Source organism: Carboxylicivirga marina (assembly GCF_016612505.1).
Taxonomy (GTDB): Bacteria; Bacteroidota; Bacteroidia; order Bacteroidales; family Marinilabiliaceae; genus Carboxylicivirga; species Carboxylicivirga marina.
The window spans coordinates 1-24,656 of the sequence record NZ_JAENRR010000002.1 but is presented as its reverse complement, the minus strand read 5'-3'; the positions used below and the strand labels follow the sequence as shown (position 1 = coordinate 24,656).

General features: G+C 38.4%; 26 protein-coding genes and 2 tRNA genes. 13 read left to right on the top strand and 15 right to left on the bottom strand.

The window, feature by feature from the left end:
- The first annotated feature begins 7 nt into the window (after window positions 1-7).
- The 3 genes from JIV24_RS01090 (at window position 8) to JIV24_RS01080 (ending at window position 2,942) form a co-directional block, all read left to right on the top strand.
- The gene (locus JIV24_RS01090) at window positions 8-1,558 is read left to right on the top strand and encodes a WG repeat-containing protein (protein ID WP_200463147.1); all 1,551 of its coding nucleotides are present in this window, start codon (window positions 8-10) and stop codon (window positions 1,556-1,558) included.
- 130 nt (window positions 1,559-1,688) lie between these two features.
- The gene (locus JIV24_RS01085) at window positions 1,689-2,093 is read left to right on the top strand and encodes a hypothetical protein (protein WP_200463146.1); all 405 of its coding nucleotides are present in this window, start codon (window positions 1,689-1,691) and stop codon (window positions 2,091-2,093) included.
- 243 nt (window positions 2,094-2,336) lie between these two features.
- Window positions 2,337-2,942 (top strand): DJ-1/PfpI family protein, encoded by a 606-nt coding sequence (locus tag JIV24_RS01080; protein WP_200463145.1) that lies wholly within the window; start codon window positions 2,337-2,339, stop codon window positions 2,940-2,942.
- 60 nt (window positions 2,943-3,002) lie between these two features.
- On the opposite strand, the gene JIV24_RS01075 is transcribed toward JIV24_RS01080, so the two are convergent.
- The 3 genes from JIV24_RS01075 to JIV24_RS01065 form a co-directional block, all read right to left on the bottom strand.
- Complete coding sequence (locus JIV24_RS01075) at window positions 3,003-3,290, bottom strand: GIY-YIG nuclease family protein (protein ID WP_200463144.1); 288 nt, start codon at window positions 3,288-3,290, stop codon at window positions 3,003-3,005.
- 312 nt (window positions 3,291-3,602) lie between these two features.
- A tRNA-Asn gene (locus tag JIV24_RS01070) sits at window positions 3,603-3,676 on the bottom strand.
- Window positions 3,677-3,721: 45 nt separating this feature from the next.
- Window positions 3,722-3,795: transfer RNA gene (locus tag JIV24_RS01065), tRNA-Asn, on the bottom strand.
- Window positions 3,796-4,032: 237 nt separating this feature from the next.
- On the opposite strand from JIV24_RS01065, the gene JIV24_RS01060 reads away from it, so the two are divergent.
- The 5 genes from JIV24_RS01060 to JIV24_RS01040 all read left to right on the top strand — a co-directional run bounded on the left by JIV24_RS01060 (window position 4,033) and on the right by JIV24_RS01040 (window position 7,586).
- Window positions 4,033-5,013, top strand: a complete 981-nt coding sequence (locus tag JIV24_RS01060) for an adenosine kinase (protein ID WP_200463143.1) — start codon at window positions 4,033-4,035, stop codon at window positions 5,011-5,013.
- Between the two features lie 99 nt (window positions 5,014-5,112).
- A complete protein-coding gene (gene kbl / locus JIV24_RS01055; RefSeq protein ID WP_200463142.1) occupies window positions 5,113-6,300 on the top strand; it encodes a glycine C-acetyltransferase in 1,188 nt (395 codons plus the stop codon).
- A gap of 393 nt (window positions 6,301-6,693) precedes the next feature.
- Window positions 6,694-6,882 (top strand): hypothetical protein, encoded by a 189-nt coding sequence (locus JIV24_RS01050; RefSeq protein WP_200463141.1) that lies wholly within the window; start codon window positions 6,694-6,696, stop codon window positions 6,880-6,882.
- Window positions 6,883-6,898: 16 nt separating this feature from the next.
- Window positions 6,899-7,072, top strand: a complete 174-nt coding sequence (locus JIV24_RS01045; protein WP_200463140.1) for a hypothetical protein — start codon at window positions 6,899-6,901, stop codon at window positions 7,070-7,072.
- Window positions 7,073-7,190: 118 nt separating this feature from the next.
- Window positions 7,191-7,586, top strand: a complete 396-nt coding sequence (locus tag JIV24_RS01040) for a hypothetical protein (RefSeq protein ID WP_200463139.1) — start codon at window positions 7,191-7,193, stop codon at window positions 7,584-7,586.
- Window positions 7,587-7,778: 192 nt separating this feature from the next.
- On the opposite strand, the gene JIV24_RS01035 is transcribed toward JIV24_RS01040, so the two are convergent.
- A complete protein-coding gene (locus JIV24_RS01035) occupies window positions 7,779-8,150 on the bottom strand; it encodes a YccF domain-containing protein (protein WP_200463138.1) in 372 nt (123 codons plus the stop codon).
- 109 nt (window positions 8,151-8,259) lie between these two features.
- Between JIV24_RS01035 and JIV24_RS01030 the strand changes: the two genes are divergently transcribed.
- Window positions 8,260-8,907, top strand: a complete 648-nt coding sequence (locus tag JIV24_RS01030) for a hypothetical protein (protein ID WP_200463137.1) — start codon at window positions 8,260-8,262, stop codon at window positions 8,905-8,907.
- A gap of 138 nt (window positions 8,908-9,045) precedes the next feature.
- On the opposite strand, the gene JIV24_RS01025 is transcribed toward JIV24_RS01030, so the two are convergent.
- Window positions 9,046-9,660, bottom strand: coding sequence for a deoxynucleoside kinase (locus JIV24_RS01025; RefSeq protein WP_200463136.1), 615 nt, complete (start codon window positions 9,658-9,660; stop codon window positions 9,046-9,048).
- A gap of 11 nt (window positions 9,661-9,671) precedes the next feature.
- Complete coding sequence (locus tag JIV24_RS01020) at window positions 9,672-11,183, bottom strand: GH3 auxin-responsive promoter family protein (RefSeq protein WP_200463135.1); 1,512 nt, start codon at window positions 11,181-11,183, stop codon at window positions 9,672-9,674.
- Window positions 11,184-11,696: 513 nt separating this feature from the next.
- On the opposite strand from JIV24_RS01020, the gene JIV24_RS01015 reads away from it, so the two are divergent.
- The 4 genes from JIV24_RS01015 to JIV24_RS01000 all read left to right on the top strand — a co-directional run bounded on the left by JIV24_RS01015 (window position 11,697) and on the right by JIV24_RS01000 (window position 15,866).
- Entirely contained in the window at window positions 11,697-12,569 is an 873-nt protein-coding gene (locus JIV24_RS01015) for a D-hexose-6-phosphate mutarotase (RefSeq protein WP_200463134.1), read from the top strand.
- A 305-nt stretch (window positions 12,570-12,874) separates the two neighbouring features.
- A complete protein-coding gene (locus JIV24_RS01010) occupies window positions 12,875-14,485 on the top strand; it encodes a hypothetical protein (protein ID WP_200463133.1) in 1,611 nt (536 codons plus the stop codon).
- 91 nt (window positions 14,486-14,576) lie between these two features.
- Window positions 14,577-14,963 carry a hypothetical protein gene (locus JIV24_RS01005; protein WP_200463132.1) on the top strand — a complete coding sequence of 129 codons (387 nt, stop codon included), beginning with the start codon at window positions 14,577-14,579 and terminating at the stop codon, window positions 14,961-14,963.
- A gap of 69 nt (window positions 14,964-15,032) precedes the next feature.
- Window positions 15,033-15,866 (top strand): C45 family peptidase, encoded by an 834-nt coding sequence (locus JIV24_RS01000; protein WP_200463131.1) that lies wholly within the window; start codon window positions 15,033-15,035, stop codon window positions 15,864-15,866.
- Between the two features lie 178 nt (window positions 15,867-16,044).
- Here JIV24_RS01000 and JIV24_RS00995 read toward each other — a convergent pair whose 3' ends face one another.
- The 9 genes from JIV24_RS00995 to JIV24_RS00955 all read right to left on the bottom strand — a co-directional run bounded on the left by JIV24_RS00995 (window position 16,045) and on the right by JIV24_RS00955 (window position 24,269).
- Window positions 16,045-16,971, bottom strand: coding sequence for a glycosyl hydrolase family 18 protein (locus JIV24_RS00995; protein ID WP_200463130.1), 927 nt, complete (start codon window positions 16,969-16,971; stop codon window positions 16,045-16,047).
- 52 nt (window positions 16,972-17,023) lie between these two features.
- Entirely contained in the window at window positions 17,024-17,968 is a 945-nt protein-coding gene (locus tag JIV24_RS00990) for a flotillin-like FloA family protein (RefSeq protein ID WP_200463129.1), read from the bottom strand.
- Window positions 17,969-18,078: 110 nt separating this feature from the next.
- Complete coding sequence (locus tag JIV24_RS00985; RefSeq protein WP_200463128.1) at window positions 18,079-18,867, bottom strand: SDR family oxidoreductase; 789 nt, start codon at window positions 18,865-18,867, stop codon at window positions 18,079-18,081.
- A 10-nt stretch (window positions 18,868-18,877) separates the two neighbouring features.
- Window positions 18,878-19,687 carry a metal-dependent hydrolase gene (locus tag JIV24_RS00980; RefSeq protein WP_200463127.1) on the bottom strand — a complete coding sequence of 270 codons (810 nt, stop codon included), beginning with the start codon at window positions 19,685-19,687 and terminating at the stop codon, window positions 18,878-18,880.
- A gap of 205 nt (window positions 19,688-19,892) precedes the next feature.
- Window positions 19,893-20,723, bottom strand: coding sequence for an alpha/beta hydrolase (locus JIV24_RS00975; RefSeq protein WP_200463126.1), 831 nt, complete (start codon window positions 20,721-20,723; stop codon window positions 19,893-19,895).
- 247 nt (window positions 20,724-20,970) lie between these two features.
- Window positions 20,971-21,816, bottom strand: a complete 846-nt coding sequence (locus JIV24_RS00970; protein ID WP_200463125.1) for a carbohydrate-binding protein — start codon at window positions 21,814-21,816, stop codon at window positions 20,971-20,973.
- A gap of 342 nt (window positions 21,817-22,158) precedes the next feature.
- On the bottom strand, window positions 22,159-22,554 hold the full coding sequence (locus tag JIV24_RS00965) for a ribosomal maturation YjgA family protein (RefSeq protein WP_200463124.1): 396 nt from the start codon (window positions 22,552-22,554) through the stop codon (window positions 22,159-22,161).
- A gap of 65 nt (window positions 22,555-22,619) precedes the next feature.
- Window positions 22,620-23,417 (bottom strand): hypothetical protein, encoded by a 798-nt coding sequence (locus tag JIV24_RS00960; RefSeq protein WP_200463123.1) that lies wholly within the window; start codon window positions 23,415-23,417, stop codon window positions 22,620-22,622.
- Window positions 23,418-23,564: 147 nt separating this feature from the next.
- The gene (locus tag JIV24_RS00955; protein WP_200463122.1) at window positions 23,565-24,269 is read right to left on the bottom strand and encodes a Bax inhibitor-1/YccA family protein; all 705 of its coding nucleotides are present in this window, start codon (window positions 24,267-24,269) and stop codon (window positions 23,565-23,567) included.
- Window positions 24,270-24,656 lie beyond the last annotated feature (387 nt).

The following is a 24,656-nucleotide window of genomic DNA, read 5'->3' as shown; positions in this document are numbered from 1 at the left end:
AACTATCATGTTTAAAATATTTTCCACTTCCATATTTGCCTTACTTATCACTTGCATGAGTACTATGGCGCAAACCATTGAGCCTGAAATTGCTTCACTGTATGAACGCCATTGGGAAATTCAGTCGGGCATTTACCGGGTTATGCAAGATGGCAAAGTAGGTATTGTACATGCCAATGGGCAAATTATTGTGCCTTGCGAATACAATCAAGTCTGGAATCTGGATGATAACGGCTTTTTCCGCGTATTAAAATCAGGCAAAGCTGGCATTTTTCATATCAGCGGTCAAATTATCATCCCTGCCGAATACGACCAGGTGTGGCCATTCAACAACGATTTAGCCAAAGTACTGAAACAAGGTAAACTTGGTTATTTTAATAAACAAGGCGAACAGGTGGTACCGTGTGAATATCAGCAGATATGGGCCTTTGATAATGACCGAGCCCGAGTGCTCAAAGGTGGAAAAATTGGTTACATCGATCAATATGGTCACGAAGTTATCCCATGCGAATACCAACAGATATGGACCTTTGAAGATGGTAAAGCCCGTATACTGAAAGATGGCAAGGTTGGCTACATCGATTACTATGGAAATGAAGTGATTCCTCCAATGTATATCCATATTTGGGCCTTTGAAGATGGTAAAGCCAAAGCTTTATTGGAAGGACAAATGGTGTGGATAGACGAAACTGGCCAGCCCCTGGACATACCTGTACCTCCGAGTGAATACCAGGAGCCTTCATCTACCAAAGTGACCACAAAAGGAGATAGCGAAAAAGAAGTGGTTATTGAAGACGATAAGGGTAATAAAACGCATATCAAAATATTAGGAGGCGATATTGTTATAAACGAAAAAGGTAACGACACATACATTGAAATAGGCGCCAGAGAACGTGAGCGAAATCGCTATCGTAACCGACGTTTTAAAGGTCATTACACGGGTGTAGAATTTGGTTTTAACAATTATGTGACTTACGATAATAGCACCAGCCTGCCTCCAGCTGATTCATACATGGAGCTTAATGCAGGCAAGTCAAATACATGGGCCATAAATGCACTGCAATGGAGCATTGCCCTCGACCGACGAGGTAATATTGGATTAGTAACAGGCTTAGGCATTGAATGGAATAATTATCATTTTTCGAATCCGATTATTTTAGCCAAAGATGCCGATGGTAACATCACCTATGAAGATGCCACTCGTCCCTTAGATAAAAACAAGTTGGTTACCACGCATTTGAATGTGCCTTTGCTTATGGAATTTCAAATTCCAACACATCGCTATCGCAATTCATTCTATTTCTCAGCAGGAGGAATTGGAGGGATGCGAATCAACTCCTATAACCGTATTATCTACGACGATAACGAAGAGCCACATAAGCAAAAGAAGAAGAGCAGCTACAACATACAAAAATTCAGATATGGTGCCATGGTACGAATGGGCTACCGTGCCATCAATCTTTACGGCACTTACTATTTCTCAACTTTGTTTGAAGAGAACAAAGGCCCTGAACTTTACCCGGTATCGGTGGGCTTGAGTATATATCTGGACATATAAAAAGAGCAAAGGATATACCCCAAAGGCACTAAGGACACAAAGCAAGCGTTTTGTGAGCTTAGTGCCTTTATTTTGCGATCTTTATTAAGTGTTTTATGTTATTGATATGTCATAATATAAAGCCCAAATTATGAATCACCGAACCTTATTATTTATCATTCTTTTAATTCTTTCTTCATGTTGCCGTGTACTGGATAGTTTATTAGAAAAAGACTATCGTTCAAATTGTATATTTATAGAACAATCAAACCTTCAAGTAATTACCCCGGGAAAAGCGGTTATATATGCAAAAATTAAAAATACGGGTGATTTGGTTCTTTATGATATAATGGCAACAGCAGAGTTGAGTAAAGATGGTGTTATGATAGAAAAACAGAACGTGAGAATACCATCACTGAGTACTGGCGATACAAGACCGATCGCCTTCCATTTTCATAAGATATTATACGGCTCTGAATACGATGAAGTAAATCTTTCTCTCATTTGGAAAAGCCATGAGCCTTCAGATTATTATGATGATGACTGCGATTTTTAAATCATAGATGACATCTCTCATTTCTATTTATTCAAGAAAAAATTGTTTTGAGAAAACTCTGAAAATAAGCCTCTCGAAAGCATCACGATACGCCCATGTCTGGTTTCTTTCCAAAGTCTTTTGTCTTGCCCCCATCCTTATTCATTCGCCTAATACTCTTTAAATTATTGTGAACAATGCCTTATCATGATTGGTTTTGTTACTAATCCTTGTGACATTTGTTGTTCATTTATATCAGTTATCATGAAAATCACATTGTTTTTTATCGCATTCTTAACTTGCTATACTTCTTACTCTCAAGATGCTAACAAGGTGCTCATTCTAATAAAGGAAGAATCATCACAGTTAGAGTTTATGCTGGAAAATGAAGCACTTAAGATGAGTGAAATGCTTGAGAATTCAGGTTTTGAAGTAACTACAGCTACTGTTACAGGAAAGAGACTTCATGTCGGTTCTGTTTCATTTATTCCTGATTTAAAGCTGAACCAGGTTAATATAGATGATTACGATGGGTTTATAATTCCATGTATGATCGTAGATAAAACCGCAGAAGAGACCGTTTCTTTTGTAAAAAACGTTGTTAAAAGCAATAAGCCAATTGCAGCACAGGTAGCTTCGGTATATTTACTTGCTGAGGCCGGTGCACTCAAAGGGAAAAAATATGCGCTGTATTCTGATCAAAGTGCAAAAAGTGCTTTTGAGGGAAGTGTTTATGCAGGAAAAGGTGTGGTAAAAGATGGAAATATAATAACTTCAGGAGGGTGTCCGTGGGCCGAACATAAAAATAGGGGGAAAGATCGGACAACTGAATTGACACAGGCTTTTATTAATATGGTAAAGGCGCACTAAAGAAAACTGCGACTTACGAGTTAGTCCCGAGGCCTCGGGACTGCTCTAACAACCACCCTTTCAACTAGACGGTTGATATAATCTTTGCTTTGATGATTCTCTATTAGATCTTCTAGGAAACGGCGACTCTTTTTGGCGTTTAACAAAGCGTTCTACTTTCAGTGCTTCTCCTAGATTTTGAGAAACTATAAATTGAGCCTTTAATTCCCATGATTGATATTTTGCAGTGAACTTGGATTTATTTTCATACGAATTATGCACTAACAAGCGTTTTTCAGGATTAGGAGAATAGCCAACGTAGTATTTATTAGCACTTTGAGAAAAAAGTATATTGATATAGTAGTTCATCTACCTAAATTAGAAATTCTTTCCAAAACTTCCAGACATAAAAAACCACCACAAAAACTGTGATGGCTTTAAAAGCTCCCTAAGTTCCCGAAGCATTGGGAGAACATACGACCTACGGATTAATCCCGAGGCCTCGGGACCGCTCTAACTTTGCACCTTTTTGATTAGAACATTGATTAAAACAGTATTATGACTATTCTTAATTAAGTATTCTAAAAAATGACGACTATTATGACTTTCACCACCAAGTTATTGACCATAAATGGCACACAACAAAAAAAGCCACCACAAAAATTGTGATGGCTTCTAAAGCTCCCCAGGTAGGACTTGAACCTACGACCTACGGATTAACAGTCCGCCGCTCTAACCAACTGAGCTACTAGGGAAAATATTTTCAAAAATTTAAAAGCTTTCGTTTAAGCTTTTTAAAGCTCCCCAGGTAGGACTTGAACCTACGACCTACGGATTAACAGTCCGCCGCTCTAACCAACTGAGCTACTAGGGAATTTATTTTCTCAAATTATTGAGTTGAGTTTATCTACGGATTAATCCCGAAGTCTCGGGACCGCTCTAACCAACTGTTTTATTAGAGAATTTTGTATTTCAACATGTCTTGAACTCCTTATTTGAGGAGGCATTTTCGTCAAATGCGTTGCAAAACTATAAGGAATCTTCAAAAGATCCAATATCTTTGTCGAAAAAATTCAGAATAAATTTACATCAAAATATTAAACTATTAGAAATGAGCAGTGTATTAGGATTAGGAAATGCCTTGGTTGATGTGTTAGCAATGCTAGAAAGCGACCAAATGCTTGTAGATTTAAATTTACCGAAGGGAAGTATGCAATTAGTTGACGAAGCGGCGGCCCAAAAAGTAAAGGAAGCCACCTCTCATATTAAAAAAGATTTGGCAAGTGGTGGTTCTGCTGCTAACACCATTCATGGATTGGCAAGCTTAGGCATTAAAACCGGCTTTATTGGTAAAATTGGTAAAGATGAACTAGGGCAGGTATTTAAATCGGACATGACCGAACACAACATTACCCCTCACCTACTCGAATCTGATACACAAAGCGGACATGCAAATGCTTTAATCAGTCCTGACTCGGAGCGCACATTTGCTACTTTCCTGGGAGCTGCTGTTGAATTATCACAAGATGATATTATCGATGAATTGTTTACCAACTATAAATATTTCCATGTTGAAGGCTATTTGGTGCAAAACAAAGCACTCATTGAAAAAGCCTATAAAATGGCAAAAGCCAATGGCTTGATCACTAGTATTGATTTGGCCAGCTTCAATGTCGTTGAAGATAACCTGGAATTCTTAACCAAGCTGATTCACGATTATGTGGACATTGTATTTGCCAACGAAGAAGAAGCAAAAGCATATACAGGTAAAGAGGGAGAAGATGCACTTCATCAATTAGCCGAAGGCACCGAAGTAGCGATTCTTAAACTGGGCAAAGAAGGCTCAATGATTAAACGTGCTAACGAAGTGGTAAAAGTGGGTATCATCCCAGCTAAAAGTGTTGACACAACAGGTGCCGGTGATTTATATGCCGCAGGCTTCTTGTTTGGTTTAATTCAGGATTTACCATTGGATAAATGTGGTAAGATTGGTTCTATCCTTTCTGGCCATGTTATTGAAGTGGTTGGCCCTAAAATGAATAAAAACACCTGGTCGGCCATTCAGGAAAAGATTAATACTGAGTTAAATTAAGCACTTAGCACCAAAATGTGCTTTTCGTCATTGTTCTTTATAGATGATGACCGTACTTTTGCGAATTAATTCGATTAATCACACTGTAAAACAATAGTCATGTACGGTAAATTTCAGGATTTTCTTGTAAATGAAATCGAGGCCATTAAAGAGTCTGGTCTTTATAAAAATGAGCGTGTTATCACTTCTGCTCAGGGAGCTGAGATAGAAGTTGGTGGAAAACAGGTTCTTAACTTTTGTGCCAATAACTACTTGGGTTTGTCATCACACCCACGCGTTGTGAAGGCTGCTCAAAAAGCAATGGACACACATGGTTATGGTTTATCTTCTGTCCGTTTTATTTGTGGAACACAAGATATTCACAAAGAGCTTGAAGCTAAAATTGCAAAGTTTGTAGGAACAGAAGACACTATTTTATACGCAGCATGTTTCGATGCCAATGGCGGTGTTTTTGAACCGTTGTTTACGGCTGAAGATGCTATTATTTCTGATGCTTTGAACCATGCATCTATTATTGATGGTGTTCGTTTATGTAAGGCAGCTCGTTATCGCTATAAGCATGCCGACATGGCTGATTTGGAAGAGCAATTAATCAAAGCTCAGGAACAACGTTTCCGCATCATCGTAACCGATGGCGTATTCTCTATGGACGGCGACATTGCTAAATTGGATAAAATCTGTGATTTGGCCGATAAGTATGATGCTTTGGTAATGGTTGATGACTGTCATTCGGCAGGATTTATTGGTAAAACAGGTCGCGGAACACACGAGTACAACAATGTGATGGGCCGTGTTGATATTATAACTGGTACACTTGGTAAAGCTTTAGGTGGTGCCTTGGGTGGATTTACAACCGGTAAGAAAGAAATTATTGACATGTTGCGTCAGCGCTCACGTCCATATTTATTCTCTAATTCATTAGCTCCGGCAATTATCGGTGCGTCATTAGAGATATTCGATATGTTGACAGAGTCAACTGAATACCGCGACAAAGTAATGGATAATGCTGATTATTTCAGAGCTCAGTTAGAAGCTGCCGGTTTTGACTTAAAACCAAGCAAGTCGGCCATTGCTGCTTTGATGTTGTACGATGCCAAACTATCGCAGGAGTTTGCAGCCAAGTTATTGGATGAAGGTATTTACGTAATAGGTTTCTATTACCCTGTAGTACCAAAAGGAGAAGCTCGTATCCGTATTCAATTATCTGCGGCACACGAACGTCACCACTTAGACAAAGCCATTGCTGCTTTCGTTAAGATTGGTAAAGAATTGAAAGTGATAGAATAAGTCTACAGTTAATAGACATTAGATAATAGTAAAGAGCAGTTCGTATGAGCTGCTCTTTTTGTTTCAATAGACCTAACGCAACTAATGATACTTTAAAAATTTCATATCTCCATTTGCTATTACTTATTTTGTCATATTCCAATTTACTAGATAGTATAACGCGTTTTGCCAGATAATGTGAATCTCATTCAATAGCTATATTACTCAGTGAGGTAATGTATAAATATTTTCATTATTAAGGATCAGTCTTAGAATTTGAGACTGATAGATATTATTATTGCATATGTAACGTTACAATACACCCCGATGGACGTCCTAACAAAACTGTACCACCGGGGCGCTGGCCACAGCCGGCACAAAATTAATTATTTTTTAAACTTAAATTTTGTGATAATGAAAAACTTAAATGAATTAGGCGTTCAGGAGATGGATGCTAAGGAAGTAAATAGTACCGTAGGAGGAGTGGTATTATGGGTACTTGGAGCTATTGCAGGAGGTATGATATATGACTATCTAAATAATAGTTCAGAATGTAATGCTGCAATGGCAGAGGGTTTCGAAAGAGGAATGAATAGGTTTTAAGCTAAAATTAGAAATTATGAAATATATTGAAATAACTAAACTAGAAGAACTTACTGTTTGTGAGAGCAAAAAAGTAAATGGTGGGGCTTACGATATATGGAGGGCAATTGGTGATTCATTTGGAACACTATTTGCCATGCACAAGTTTCATGCTGAGACCGCTCCATGGGTATCATTCGGTTCTAAGTAGATAACTAAAATGATATTTAATAAAACTCGTTCATCGAAAAAAAATGATGGACGAGTTTTATTCGAATTTAAAATAAGTTTTAGTAATAATTTAATGACTATTATTTTATAGTGCACTAATGAAAGTAGAGTTTAAAAATAGAGCTTATCTTATAGTTTCAGTAATTATAGTTTCATCTGCTATTCTTCTGACGAAGACCTATCGTCCATATATTTATTCGAATAATATTAATGATTTTGGATTTGCAGATACAATAGGCAGTTTGATTTCTGTTATTGGTTATTGTTTTTTCATTTGGGGTTTAAAAGAATATTCTAATAGGAGTAAAAATATCCACATAATTACTTCTACAATAATTTATAGCTTTCTATGGGAGTTTATAGCATTAATGAGATGGCATGGAACATTTGATTGGAAGGATATTTTAGCTGGGATTTTTAGTGGGATTTTTACTTTTGTTATAAAAGAGTTCATTGAGGCAAAGAGCTTGAAAACTCCCAAGAGCAGCACTTGATAATATAGCCAATTTTCACGTGCATCATAGCATCTCACTATATCGCTTTATAAAAGGCCTATTGCTATTGCATATAAAGCAATGCTACATTCTTGATTAGCGATTAAGTTGAAGGTAATAGAGAGCTTTCTCGTTGGTACGTGTTAGAAAACATTAAGAACAGTTCGATTGAGCTACTCTTTTTTTATGCCTTTATGAACGTACATCCTTTCCAAACGGCACCAAAGCAATATGCGCCAATTTAAAGTGTTGGCGGGCAAAAGGGATTCCAATAATGGTAATGGCCAATAGAATTCCAAAAATCAGGTGAGAGATAGAAATCCAGATGCCACCGATGAAGATCCAAATCACGTTCATCAAAGTATTCAGGCAGCCGCTGGCTTGTGGCTTATCAACCACCTGAGAACCAAATGGCCAAAGAGCCAACACTCCCAGCTTCATGGTTTGTAAGCCAAAGGGTATACCAATAATGGTGAGCATTAATAACAAGCTGGCTATAAAGTATTCGATGGCAGTAAGCAGTCCACCAAATAAAAGCCAAATAAGATTTCCGATAATTGACATAGATTGAAGTTTAGTCCGAATATTATTGTCGGAGTTAGTTAAATTCATTAGATGTACATCAAAACTAATAAACATTTTCTATTTTCACAGGTGACAATAAAACCCATATATGCGATTCTTTATTCTTTTACTATTGCTATGCTCTCTATCCGGCATTTCTAATGCCCAGGATTATTTTATAGGCGGAAAAGTAGGCTATTCGTTTCCAACCAATATTGGCAATCCTGATAAAGAAAATGGATTTGCAAAATATGCAAATAACGGCTGGCAAATAGCCTTCTTTGGAAAATGGTTTTATAACAAATCCTTGTCATTAGGAACCGATTTGGGATACCAGTATCAGGGACCAGGAGATAAGTGGGATGTAGGCAACTATGGTGAATTTAAAAATGCATCGTACCAAACCATCAGACTGCTATTGAATGGCACTTATTATTTAAGTCAAAACGACATACGTCCATACATAGGTGTATCTTTCGGAGCATATTACCTAATTAACACTATAGACTTTAATGCAACCCAAAATTATCAATCCATTGAATATACAGCTAAAGTATGGAAACCTGGATTAGCCCCACAACTAGGTTTACTTTTTGAATTATCTAAAAAAACTATGCTAGATATTCATCTGCAAATGGATATTATAGCCAATATGGAAGCGATTTATCATCCGGATGCTGAACCCGATTACACCGAAAATCCGCATGAAAAGCAGAATCAGATAAGTATTGGCATTGGTTTGTTGTTTGGATTGTAAGCTCCTGTTTCTTTAATAAAGGCTAAGACTCCCCCATCGCCTACCGGCACTTTACCACGGTGAAGACTAGTACACACCTCTATCTTCAACGATGATAATCAAAGGGAGAACATATTTTCTTAAGTCTCGATACTTTTACTAGAACAAACCGTTTAGCTCAGCATTCACTTTGTCAATTATCATACTGAGGTCGCTCTTGTTTTTGATAAAGTCAATTTTATTGGCATCGATAATGAGAAGTTTGCCTTTGGTATATTTATCAATCCAGGCTTCATAGCGTTCGTTGAGGCGCTTAAGGTAATCCAGTCGGATATTGTTTTCGTAATCGCGCCCTCGCATCTGAATCTGTTCCACCAAAGTAGGAATCGATGCCCTTAGGTAAATCAATAAATCAGGCGGCTGCACCATGTTACTCATCACTTCAAACAGCGATTCATAATTGTCGTAATCGCGGCGGCTCATTAGCCCCATGTCAAACAAGTTAGGTGCAAAAATATAGGCATCTTCATAAATGGTACGATCCTGAATAACTGTTTTACCCGTATTCCGTATTTCCTGTACCGATGAAAATCGGCTCTTCAGGAAGTAGACTTGCAGGTTAAATGACCAACGTGTCATATCTTCATAAAAATCGGCCAGATATGGATTATCTTCCACGTCTTCAAAATGCGCTTCCCACCCAAAATGATGCGCTAATAATTCGGTTAACGATGTTTTTCCAGAACCAATATTTCCTGCTACGGCGATATGCATATATTTCTTTTCTAGTTATTCAGTTTCAATAATTCATCGATGTACTCACGATTGTTGGCCAGGCGTGGTATCTTATTCTGTCCGCCCAGCTTATTTTTGCTCTTCAGCCAGTCCATAAATAAATGATGGCGAGCCACCACAACATCGGGGCCATCTAAGGTGATGCCTTTATAACGTTTGGCTTCATAGTCGCTATTAACTTCCTGAAGCGTTTTATCTAATAATTCGGTGAAATTCTCCATTGAATCAGGCATCTCATCAAATTCAATCAACCACTGATGTGCACCTTTGGTCTTTTCATCCATAAAAACCGGAGCAGCAGTGTATTCCTTAATAACGGCATGTGTTGTTGAGCAAGCTTTTTCAAGGGCCCGATCAGCATTTTCAATCATCAACTCTTCACCAAAAGCATTGATATAATGTTTGGTTCGACCGGTAATAATTATTTTATGCGGGCGCAAGGAAGTGAAGCGAACAGTATCGCCAATCATATAACGCCACAAGCCGCTGTTGGTGCTAATAACCATGGCATAATCAACACCCATTTCCACATCTTCAATGGCTTTAGCATTCGGGTGCGGATGCGTGATTTCATTTAGAGGAATAAATTCGTAAAAAATACCATAATCCAGCATCAACAGCATGCCCGGATCAGTTAAATCGTCCTGAATACCAAAAAAGCCTTCTGATGCATTATAGGTTTCCTGGTAATTCATTTTATCAGTTGGTATCAACTCTTTATACTGCTTGCGATAGGGTGTAAAATTGATGCCACCATGCATAAATAACTCCAGGTTGGGCCATATCTCCAACAGGTTTGACTTACCGGTTTGATTCAGCACATGCTTAATCAAGACCATAAACCAGCTTGGTACACCTGCCAGTGAAGTCACATTATCATTTATGGTTGTTTCGGTAATTTTTTCAAGCTTGGCCTCCCACTCATCCATCAAGGCGATGGATTGCTCAGGCGTGCGAGCAAAATGTGTCCAGAAAGGCAGGTTCTCAATTAAGATGGCCGACAAATCGCCATAATAACTGTCGTTGCTAAAATTATTGATTTGGTGACTACCGCCTAATGTTAAGCACTTACCGCTAAACATATCCGATTCAGGATTATTCTGAAGGTAAAAAGCCAGAACATCTTTTCCGCCCCTGAAATGACAATCTTCTAGTGTGCCTTTAGTAACCGGAATAAACTTGCTTTTGGTAGACGTTGTGCCCGAGCTTTTGGCAAACCATTTAATATCTCCCGGCCAAAGAAGGTTACTCTCGCCTTTTCTTAAACGTTCAACATAAGGCCGTACACCTTCGTAATCACGCACAGGAACACGTTCTGCAAATGTTTTATAGTTTTTGATACTCTTAAAATCATACTCTTCACCAAAGGTGGTATGTTTTGCTGCATCAATTAACTTTTCAAACTCTCCCGTTTGAACATCCTCTGGGTTATTCTTAAAATGTTCAATCTGCGAAAGACGTCGGGTATTTACTAATGATATAATAGAACTTATTATGGGCATAAATTACATGTCGGTTAGCGTGTTTCCTTGCCGCTCCCTTTTTCAGAAGCTCATTCTTTAATCCTGCTTTGCTGACGATTCAGACTCACAGGGATTAAAGATAATTAAAAATGATTGCTCTATATGATATTTAGTGGGTATAGTTTTCATTTTCGTGTTGGGGTTTTTCAACCCCAAACTCCACCTTCATTTTTTATTCGGAAGCGCTTGTCTTTATATGCCCTCATGAATAACTAAGTAATTTCCATGATGAAAAAACAGAAGCAGAAAAAAACGGCGAACCCTGCTTGCGCTCATAAAACTAGGGTTGCATGACGAAATCGTTTGTTAGACAATGCTTTGCCTAGCCTAATAACAACTTCCTACTGAAGCAACTAAGAATAATCAATTCTTAGTTGTTTCGATGTTTTATGGTATACTTTAAGTAAGCTTTGTGCCTGTTTGGTTTATACGAAATATGCTTTTGTTATCGCTCCTTATTCAATACTTTTGTGGTCAATCAAAACACAAACGATGAATCCGGAAACATTAAACACACAGTTTGGAATTCAAAACAAAATCTCATTTAAAGCTTTTGAACACACCACTATTGCTACACTTAAGAGTGAACAAGCCACTGCAGTCGTCTCGCTTTATGGCGCTCATGTATTAAGTTTTACACCTAATAATGAGGAGGATGTTCTTTTTGTTAGCCCACATGCTGTTTATAACGAAGGAAAAGCCATACGTGGAGGTATTCCTATTTGCTGGCCCTGGTTTAATGCACACCCGCTTGATAAATCATTGCCATCACATGGTTTCGCACGCATTTCAACATGGTCGGTTATTTCAACAAACACCAGTTATGATGGAGTTCAATTAGAGTTAGGCCTTTCAGCCAATAGCGATACCATCAAATTGTGGCCCTATCAATTTGAAGCCAGATTAAAAATTAGCTTAAATGATAAATTGACAGTTGAGCTCACAACTATCAATAAAGATGATAAACCATTCGATGTTAGTGCAGCACTGCATAGCTACTTCAACATTTCCGATATTAATACTGTTGCACTTGAAGGTTTAGAAGGCATGACATATATGGATGATGTTGCTAATTGCGATAGCACCCAGCATGAAAAGGAGCTTCGTTTTGGCCGGCGAGCCGACCGACGATACAAAGCTGTTGGTACAACAATCATTAAGGATGCCAATCGAAACATTGAAGTTACCAAAGGCGGAAGTGGCATTACGGTTGTCTGGAATCCGGGAGAAGAACTTGCGATGCAAATGCCTGATTTATTAGATGGCTATAAAAACATGTTGTGTGTTGAGGCGGCTAATAGCTTAGATGACACCATTACTATTCAAGCCGGTAAGCAACATACACTGTCTACAACAATTGGATAGACTTAAACCCGAATTTCACTCACCAGAACTATAGTTAGCCTCGTTTCAGAAAGCCCTAAGGCATAATTCGGGTTAAAAAACGATTTAAAAGCAATCTTAATTTATAAGGTTGCTTTTAAAAATTGTTGACAGTCCTTATTCACTAGAGTACATTTGCACCAAATAGAATTATTCCCTCTACCTCTCAGGTACCGCAATACAAATAGTATTTGACACTCATACTAGTCAAAGGGCTATTATTTTCCTTTCTACCTCTCAATGTTCTTTCTCCTAAGAAAGAACCACTAAATTTTAATCTAGTCATTATGAAACAGTTGAAACAACCTGTGTCATTGATTCTGTTATCATGCTTGCTGGCTATGGCCTGTAGTGATAAACAAGATGCTTTTATTCTTCCATCAGATGATGAACAGAGCACTAAACCATGGTATGAATTAGCAGAGCTTTACGATTTTGACAGAAACACCATTTTTGTACAAAGCGGTGAATCAATTCAGGAAGCTATTAATGTCGCCAATGGTGGTGATGTCATTTACATTGAACCTGGCACTTATTCCGAAGCACTCACGATTGAAAAAGAGAACATTCAGTTAATCGGCATTTTTAACGATAATCAAAAAGTAATACTTCAAAACCCAGGCAGTCATATTACTGCCATCAAAGGTCATCAAAGTACTGAAGTAATTAATATTGAACCAACTGGATTTGCAAATGATGGTGTCAGTATCGAATCACTTAACAGTCAATCTTTAAAAGGCCGACGCTCACATATGAAGATGAATCGAAAACATCTTGGTGGCAATATTTACCATTACACTTTTAATGTACAAATGGGATATGGTGAATACGACAAAGTGATAATTCACAGGGTGATTAAAGAACAACGACCATACAGAGCCCTCAAAACCAAAGGCAATATTTTTATGGTGCACGGTGCTATTCAGGACTTTGAAGATATCTTCTTAAAAGCTGGTGCTTTAGAGATAAATGAACAAACATCAGCGCCTTATTACCTGGCACAACATGGCATTGATGTCTGGGGCATCGATCTTGCCTGGACAAAAGTACCGATGGAGCCTTCTGACTTCAGCTTTATGAAAGAATGGGGCGTAAGCAGAGATATTCATCATACCTTAACAGCCATGACCTTTGCGCGTTTCATTCGTGGCTTTACAGGCCAAGGTTTTAAAAAAATGAACTTGCTTGGCTTTAGTTATGGCGTATCGGTAGCCTACGGTGCTGCTTCATTGGAAACGCAACAACATCGAATTTGCCGCGATATTAAAGGACTTATACCTGTTGATAGTGAGTTTAAAGGAAATCCAAAAAATAATGAGTCAGCTTGCTCTGTTGCGGCTAGTCACATGGCATTGATTAATGATGGAATGTACCATTACCCATGGGGTGTAGGCTTTATTCAACTGGCAAGTATGACCATGGCAGCGCCTGATGATATGTCAACAATTTCAGGATTCGAAGGTCTTACTAACCTTCAAATGATGATGGCCATCGGATCAGGACATGATGGCACGCACTTCCATGGCGGCAACCCTTTTGGCTTTACATATACCGACCCAATGCGATTTGTCCGATTGGGCACACAACTATCTCCTCACATGCCACGTCTCGCATTTTATGAAATGGTAGCTGTTAGATGTCCTGATTTAGATGTGAATATTGATGACTACATACATAAGATTAAAGTGCCGATATTTTTTATAACAGCTGAAGGTGGCGCCGGACCAATGGGTAATTATACCACCAGTCTTACCAAAAGTAAAGATATTGAATGGCTAAATATTAATGATCCGAAGCAGGATACAGAAACCGATTTTGGCCATGCTGACCTTTGGATGGCATATCAGGCAAGCGAATGGGTTTGGAAACCTTTAAAACTCTGGCTACTCAAACATTGACATTCTATCCCTCATCTTTTTTAAATACTGACAAAGCTCTTTGTTTTTTTCTAAGCAAAGAGCTTTCTTGCTTTTTAAATACAACACACCTATGAAAAATCTATTTTTAGCCCTTCTGGCTTTACTAATTGCTATTCCTTTTAGTGAAGCTTGCACTACAGCAGTCATCTCGGGCAAGTACACTGCCAACAGTCGCCCCATTATCTGGAAACTTCGCGACACCGAAACTTTTGAAAATAAAATGCGCTATTTCAGGGATGGCAAATACGATTACATTGGCATGATTAACTCCAAAGATGCCAATGGTGAGCAAGTTTGGGGTGGTTCCAATGCAGCCGGTTTTGCTATTATGAATAGTGCTTCCTTTAACCCGCAATATGTATTAGAAAATCTATTACACATTGAAATTGCTTCAAAACAAGTCACTTCGTTGTTTCATCTCAACTCATCAGAACCGTGCTATGTCTCGTTTCGATAAAACCTTGTTTTATTGCACTTTCAATGTTCATGACGACATTCTAATACATAATCCGGGTTTAATGTTAACATGGATGACACTACTTCGTTTAAAGACCAGGAAGGTTTTTTTATGAAAGAAGCCTTGATGAAATGTGCAACATTGGCCGATTTTGAGAAGTTAATAGAAAACCGTCCGGTACCTAAAGGCCTGGCAGCGCACTTTGGCGTATTGGATGCACAAGGAGATGTGGCTTTCTACGAGGTAAATAATCGCCGTTACACAAAGTTTGACGCCAACGATCCGGCCGAAGCCCCCAATGGATACATCATTTGTACCAACTACTCTTTCACAGGAAAAAAGGATATTGGCTACGGTTTTATCCGCTACCAAACAGCTCAGAACTTATTCTATCAGGCCGATGCCATGGGGCAACTTAATAGTCAAACCATCATTCAGGATTTCTCACGTTGCCTGAAACATGCGGTAATGGATGTAGACTATCGCAAAGAATACAGTAGCGTGCCAAAAGGACAAAACTTTGTTAACTCGGGTGATATGATTACACGTTATGGCTCATCATCAACCATACTAATTGAAGGTGTAAGCAAGGACGAGTCTCCTGACTTATCGACCATATGGACCATGATTGGCTTTCCCAATACATGTTTGACAATTCCAGTTTGGGTCAGAGGAGGTAAAAACCTGCCATCTGTTTTAGTGGCCGAGGGCGATGAAAACTGTGCATTAAACCAATGGGCCATGAAACTGAAGGATCGTTGCAATCCTATTAAGCGTTCGGCAGGTTATAAATACCTGAATGTGTCAGAATTAATTAACCAGGAGGGAACGGGTATTATTCAGCAATTAGAGTTGGTTGAGCAAAAGATATTTACCGGAACCTACTCAATACTGAAGAAGTGACACAAGCAAAATCCTGATAAAAAAGAAATTACCTTGTACTACAATTGGCTGAACGAGCTTGCACACAAAACCTATACAACACCTTAAGAATACAACATGGTAACCACAAAGGCACTAAGGCTTTCTTAGTTCCTTTGTGGTATTTTTTTACAAGCCACCTTTCTTATTGTGGATGTTATTACTTATTAAATTCATCAATGGCATTCAATAATGAATTAGGCTCGGTACAATCAATGTCATGCCCCAACTCCCATATCATTATACCTCCCAGCCTATTTTCCTTTATAAAAGTCTGCTTACGCTTTAAGGTAAATGAGGTATCAAAGAAATAGCCTTTGTAAAGTCCTTTTTTACTGATTGAATTATCTAAACCTGGTACTTCGCGGTAGGCCATGGTTTTTTGTCGTTGCCAGCGATGACGCCCATAAAAAGGCACACCAACAAATAACTTCCCGGCCGGAATACCATGCTTAATAAATCGCTTCACTGCTCGTTTAACCAAAGTATAGGATGCATGTCCCTTACACGGACTCACATTGTCGTAGGTCATGAGATTAATGCCTTTTAGGTATGGCTCCATTCTCGATACTAAACCCGCTTGTTTGTCCCAGAATCCAACGGCAATGCTAATTCCTATATCATGCGGCTGGAGTACTTCGTGTAATTCTTTCACTAAAGAGACATAATCATTTAATTGCGCTTCATTCTTTGGATATTCCCAATCTAAATCAATGCCTTGTAATTGATAATCCATGCATAACTGAAGTACATTTTTACAAAAAGCACTACGCATCTGATCCGAGGCACATACGGGAGCAAAAAAGTCAGAACGTCCCCATCCGCCAAAGCAAACGCTTAAATCAACGGCCTGAATTTGCCTTACCGAATCCAGGTAATTCAAATCATCTCTTGATTTCTCAATGTCAAGTTTCCCATTTTCATCCACATCCAAACCAAAGTAAATGGCTTCGGTTATGCGTTTAAAAGTTTCGGTGTTGATGGCTTTTACGCTGCGTTGAGGAATGTATCCCACAACTTTGTTTTGCGATTGAATGGCGAAACTACAGCCAATACTCATTACAAAAAGATACAGAAGTGATTTCATGTTGCTGATTTTAGATTAGTGATGTCTAAGTTACAATAAATCAGACAATCGTTTAGCTCCATTCTCGTTTCAACAAGGCATAGATCACATCATCGACCCATTGACCATTTATGCAGATACTTTCAACAAAGTGAGCCTCTTTGCGAAAACCAAGGTGCTCAACCAGCTTGATTGAGGCTTTGTTAGCCGGATCGATGGATGCTATTATTCGATGCTTATCAAGTTCTTTAAAGAGGTAATTAATTAACACTTGAATGGCCTCTCTGGCATAGCCTTTTCCTTGAAAATCTTTACTAAGTGTGCAACCAAACTCAAGCTGTTCTTCATCTATAAAATGAATGCCTAGGTCTCCGATAAGCTGTTCGCTTTCTTTCTCGATGATTGCTAACTGAAACCAGGTATCAGGCACATTAAATGTGGTGGATATTTTACTAATAAATGCTTCTACATCGCTAAGTGTTTTAGGAATCCAACCCTGATACTGATTGGTAATAGCATCGGAACGGTAGGCGAAAAGAGCTTCTTTGTCGGTAAGCTCTATTGCCCGAATAATAAAGCGCTGTGTTTCCAATTGCGGTGCTTCCATCGTCTCACCAGTTGCCAACAAGGTCTCTTGTGTGTTTACCGGTTTCTCTTTGACCATCTGCAATAAATCAACACCATTCAGGTCGGCCTGACAAGCCTCCTGAAAAGATAGCTTTAAGCCTGATTGCTTAGCCTTAATCATACCATGTACAACGTTTTCTATATTTCCATCCGCCAAACCAAAAGCTTCGAGCTCTTCTCTTTTCAGCCCAAGGTTCGCTTTGTGTGATTCAATTAATCCCTTCACTATTTGGCTCATAGGTGATTTTCGGATTCTCATTAGCACCATTTCGGTCAAGCTTATATTCACACCTGAAACAAGTGTAACTATCCATAATAACCATGGCACGTAATACAGGAAAAGAAAAGCAAAGGCAGCAATAATAATGTAGAAGAATACTGTAGAATCCATAAAGATATTGGTTAATTGAATTTAAATATAGTCATTGTCCTTATGACATCTTCTTCACCTCATCATTAAAATATTCTTCAAGGCTATGTTCGCCAAATTGTTGGGCAACATTATCGTAAGCCATGGCTGTTAAAAAACTCAATAGGGCCATAAGTTTTGGCAGATGTAAATGTTCGCACCAGGGAAATGGTAAATCGTCGGATCCAATCGGGCAAATGACTAATCTTAATGGGTTTATCCCAGGCTTTCAGTGCCAGTTGAGCTAATTCGTTATGGGTCAGGATGTCTTTTCCTCCGGCCGTCACTTCTTTGTCGCCGCTTAGCATGGTATCAACACAAACTTTGGCCAGGTCTTGACCATGAATGGGATTTAATCGTAACTGACCATTACCAAACAGGTAAACCCTTCCGCCTTTGGCCATATCAAGAAAATCGCGCATATCGGAGGAAAAACCATTGGGTCTTAGCACTGAATATTGAATACCAGAAGCTTTTAATTCATCAACAAAGCGTTCTTTGGCTTCAAAAATTTTTAGCTGTCTGAGTTTATCTCCGCCTATAGCCGAAACATATTGAAAAGCTTCCACTCCATCCTGAAGAGCTTCATTTAATAGGTTGGCATTACCCTGGTAATCGACATCCATGTAGGTCATTCCATCCTTTTGACGCGTGATACCAATGGTCGAGAAAACCCAATCGATATCTTTTGTGATTCCTTTCAACGATGCAGGCTCAGAAAGCTGAGCGATAAAACAATCATCTACCGTATCAAATAATTCTCTTTGACTTTCCTTACGAATTAAGGCCCTTACCCAATACCCCCGTTGCTTCAATTCTTTAACCAGGTATTGTCCTAAATAGCCTGTGGCACCAGCTACTAATACTTTTTTATTGCTCATGATTTTTACTTCAAAAATAGATACTCAGCAAATTATCGAAAGTAACCATCGAATTATAAATATCTTCTCCTAATATTTCCTTTTGTAATGCTTTCGATTTAGCTTCAAATGCATGATAGGAATTTGTACTCCCTGAATAGGCGAAATCAAAATCTCTTGAACCAACCTGTACTACCGAAAGCATTAAGCCCATACAGAAAACACCTGCTATAACAATATTCTTTACGCGATTATTAATAAACCTGAGTGCTAACAATAAAAAGTTCAATAAAAAAACGCCACACACAATTAAAAATATATCATAGTTGTTCCACCACCATATATGCCCGAATCCGCCAATGTAGGTTTCTGAAGGCCAAAACAAATTAACCCCTCCCCAATTAGATGCTGGTGTTGGCATATCTTCCAATAAGTGTATTAGAAAACCAAGTATAAAAGCCAAATGCATGAATCGATTGACTTTGAAATGCTTTATGAACGCAGTTAAGCGAAACTGCTTGAATCGTGTATTATTAAGATAAGCTATTACACCAGCTATTGTAGAAATTATAAGGGCGGCGCTTATCGAATGCATAAACCCATGGTGTGAATACCAAAATTTGGCTGAATAAATTTCCCGACCACTATGAGTTAGGTCGAACAGCTTTCCGAACGTCGCATCAAACCCTGACCATAGGCTAATCGCATCGACATCGGGCAATGCACCAGCCAGGCCACCAATGGCGATAATTAACAATTGCTTGCTATAGGGTGCCTTGCAAAAGCCAGCAACTAAAGTACCAGCAGCCAATCCTGATATGGTATGAGTTAGTATATCCATTTTTTAAAAGTAAGTACAATTATTGCCTACTTCTTCCTTTTCACTCAGGGACATCGCTTTTAAACATTTTAACCACCTCCCCACTTCGTGGTACTCCTCCTTGACAAGGAGGAGAATGATGAAAAACCGTCCCCTCCTGAATTTTAGAGCCTGTCCCGATTTCTATCGGGAAGGGGTGCCGACAGGCGGGGTGGTATAATAAGTTTTAAAAGCGATTCCCATGCCTTTTCACAATCCGTTCCACCTCTTTTAACAACAAAGGGAAAGCCGGCTCCGTCATGCCATGGTCGTAGCCATCGAGCTCCATAATGCGCGTATCATTATGTCCCGCAACTTTCATCATGCGCATCATATAGGCATTCTCTTCGTATCGCCCCAGTAGTTCTAATTCACGATCGCCAGTAATTAACAACAATGGTGGTGCATCGACCCTAACGTGGTATAATGGAGCCAAATCATCAATAATTGGCTGCGTGCCTTCAATACCTCGCTCCTTGCGAACCGTAAAATGAGTGATGGTATGCCCGCTAAAGGGAATTAAGCCCGCAATAGTGTTGGCATCGATGGCATGCTTGTTAAGCCAGCGCTTATCCATGCCTACCATGCTGGCCAGGTATCCACCTGCCGAATGGCCAGATAAAAAGATAAGAGAGGCATCGCCCCCATACTGTTCGATGTTATTAAAAACCCAGGCTACCGACGCGGCAGCATCTTCAATATAGGCTGGTGCGCTTACTTTTGGATGCAAGCGATAGTTAACTGCTACAACAGCAACTCCTTTGTTCTTTAGTGCTTCAGGAATTTCTTTATGACCGGCTTGTATGCCACCACCATGAAACCACACGATAGTAGCAAACGACTTCATATTGTTTGGGTAATACACATCTAAGACACAACGCTCATTGATATAGTCATCGGACTGGTTAAGCGTTTCGTTATAGTATGGTATGTTTTCTTTGGTTTGATAAGTTGTTTCTTGTGCCTGAATTAAGAAACAATAAAGTATGAAAACAGTCAGAATAAGAAATTTAGTCATGTCGAAAGATAATAATAAATAAGATTGCCCTGCCGTTTCCTTATGTCATCAAGCGTGATTAGTCTTTATTCTTCTTTGCAAATATCGCGGAATAATGATTTGTTGACTTCTTACATTACAAATAACCTCCACTACACGAGAAGATACTGGCAGTAATACCGTTTGGTCAATAAAATGATTTAAAGCTTATTTTGTTATAGAGTTGGTATAACAAGGTAGCCCGAGACTTTGACAGAAGCTAATTGCATTAAATTGTTGATCCTTCAAAAGCAAGATGTTTTATCCGGCATATACTATATTTTTTAGTGGATTTAAATTCCACCCGAATAGTGTGTATAGAATCTGTTATGGAGGTGACTGGGATATTTGCAGAAACATCCATCCAAGGTTTTTTATTGGTTTTGGCAGATATATCAATTTGTTCTACTTCCTTACCATCTAACAATATGTTTAATGCCCCATGTTCTAACGATCTTATATTTAACTTCAATTCAAGGGTATTGTATGATGAACTCACATCATCATACTTTATCATATACTCGGCCCAATCGCTGTTTCGTAACATCATAACTACAGGTCGGCTTTCCATGCCGGCATCTGTATCTCTAACCTGTATCGGCCCTATTCCTGACATATCAGAATAGTTTTCCACCTCAATTTTACCGGGGATTTTGTGCGGTTCATTAGTGTCTTCATTACCTAATTGCGCCACCTTTTTATTGTATAGCTCTTTAATACGAGCTTCATCTACTACATGCCAATATGGGCCACGAGCTTTCCGTTCAAGATAAACTTCACAACCTTCGGCACTAAAAACATAAATGTATGGTAAACCCTTAAATCCTTTCTCTTCAAATAGGGGGTGCCTCTCAAAATTACCTATGATTTTATCTTTGGTGATGCCTTGCCTTATTTCTAAGATATGATAACGAGAAGGTATTTCAATCCGACGAAGACGACTTTTGTAAGGTTCGTCTGCCTTTACCTTTTTCAGCAAACAGTCTGGTTTGGCACTATCATATATTAAATCAAAACGTGCCCCTTCGCATGCAAGCAACAAGGGTATGATACAAATTAAATATAAAAGTCTCATGGTTGGTTATTTAGTTCACTAGCGTTATTACTGCTAATAAAAACATTTAAGTCATAATTGTTCAGCATTGCTATAAACTAGACCTACAGTGTTTAAACCAATTAGACAGATTTTTATACCTAATACCGATTGAATATCGAAATGAGCCTTTGGTTCGCATACTCCCAAAGACTTTTTCGTTTATTATCGGCATTAACGATTGCAATTCTAAAGTTTCGCTAAAGTCTCACTTTAAAATGCAATTGGTATAATTGCCGGTAATCCGAGGATAAAGAACTCAGTTATTATCATAGAAGTTCCCTCTTGTGGCTTTGATTATATTGACGAATGCATTATTCACACTCATCGTGAGGACACACGTGCGAGCAAAAGGTATTTTTCAATTGTCATACCAGTTCCTACTCCCAACGTGTATGCGATTAAATCACTCCATAAAAATCCCTTTCCTAATATTAGTGCACCGAAAGTATTATTTCGAATGGCAATAATCCAATCCGCTTGTAAAAGCTGACTAAATTCAACCAGGAAGCAAATGCATAAACTTAAAATTGTCAATTTAACAGGACTAATCCGAGGAAAGATGAAACCTATCATCCAATACATCATCAAAGCCCATAAGGCATCTCCTAAACCCAGATTAATAAAATCCGGAAGGTATTCGGCGTAATATCTTGATGCTAAACCAATGATAATGGTAGTGATTATCAATAGCAGATACGTAATTTTGCTTCTTTTCATATCAAGTATATTCCGTTTCTTTGGTGGTTATTTCCCTTTTTATATCATCTGGCAGATAAACATTCCTAACTCCCTATCTTCCCATAACTCTGATACTCCGAAAAATAGATAACAATGCGCTGATCGCCTTTGATTACAGGATAAAATAACTCATAACGACCATCGTGCGAACTATAGCGATAATGCACGTTGCCTTCTTCAAAAACACTGTTTAGGTAGTCACGCTCGGGCTGTGTGGTTTTTCTGATGTAAGAACGCTTGTGTGGTGGAATACTATCTTTGCGAATGCCATAGTAGTAATCATCGGTAAAGCCTAAAAAGGCCGGTTCATCGTAAATAGAGTCCTTCACCAGAATAGCCACATGCGGAAAGTTATCATCCGTTTTAGATAAGACATCCAGTATCTCCTGTGTCTCCTTTATCCACTCCATATCAAAGCTATAATTAAGCAGATGAGCCCTCTTTTTACTATTGGTTTCAACAATTGACTTGGCCGACTGCACCAATACCTGCTCTTTCTTGCGCGATGTTAGATAATCACCTCCAAAAAGAAGCAGCAATAAAACGGGAAAGCTTGCCAGTAATATCCAGCCGTATTTTTTACTATGCTTGCCCAGTTCAGTGTCCTGGTTGTGTTTTTGTGCTATGCGCGTGAGGTTAAACATGATATTGATAATTAATGCGCCCGACATCAAAGCCAGAATACCTAATATGCTCATGTAAAAGCTCTCGGTTAGGTTTTCGCGGAACACCTTAAGCCCAAATACTTCGATGGTAATAAAAGTAAAGACCCATAAGATGAGCAGTACAATGGATATAATGCCAATAAGGTTGCTAAGGCGAACAAGTTGTTTTGGATTCATAGTGTTTGTTTTATTAGTTTGTTTTACCATGCCAGCCGAATTATACCAATTCGTTTGATATAATCAATGGTTGCAAACTACTTGTTAGTTGCGACGTAAATTACCCTAGCAGGGATTCACTTTCTTAATTAGTCAAGCCTTTGTTCTTTATTTTCTTCTGCCAAATAACCTTAGCAAATACAGAAATAGGTTAATGAAATCGAGGTACAAAGTTAAAGCACCCATAATCGCTTCTTTCTTATCCTCATCTGTTCCCTCATTACCAATAATATTCATCTGCTTAATCTTTTGCGTATCGTAAGCTGTAAGCCCTACAAAAATTAAGACCCCAATATAAGTGGTTATCCAGTACAACATTTCATTATGAAAGAACAGGTTAACCACCGATGCAACGATAAGTCCGATTAAGCCCATTAACAATAGATTACCAAATTTTGTTAAATCTGATTTAGTGAAGTAGCCATAAGCACTCATTATTCCAAAAGTGCCTGCGGTTATATAAAAAGTAGTTGCTAATGATTCTTCGGTGAATGCTATAAAAATGGCGGATAAGGTCACGCCATTTAGAAACGCATAAAAAATAAATATAAGGGTAGCTAGTTGAGCTGATATTTTCTTGACAACAGAAACTAAACTGGCAACCAGTATAAATTCTAAAATTAATAATCCATAAAACAGAATTTCATTGCTAAAGATCAAATTCACCAGTGCTGGTATTGAAGCGGTCCACTTTGCAACTAATCCTGTTATTATTAAGGCAAAAGACATCCATGCATATACTTTAATCATGAATCGTTGCTGCTCTGCTGCTAGTTCAAGCTCTTTTGAATATGAAATCGAATTTGTAGTCATATGATTTATTTCTTAGTAATTACTTATGGCTCTATATGGTATATAGTGGGTATAGCTTTAAGTATCATGCTGGGGTTTTCAACCCCAAACCCCGACTTCATTTTTTCAAAGATGAAAAAACGCAAGCAAAAAAATCTTCGGCTATACCATTTTAATCCAGAGTTTTTCTCTATTGCTCCTTCAATCTCTTTCCTATAGATATTTAATTCAAACTCTTGATTAATAATTGGTAAAAAATTTAATCTAATATTACTCACTGATGTTTCCCACGTAAGTTAAAACGCTGAATGTCAAGCAAAAAGAAGCATGATTCGCTTTGTTAATTCATTAATAATCAGTATATTAATGGTGCGATATTAACAAAAGAATCATGCTTCAGAATAAAAG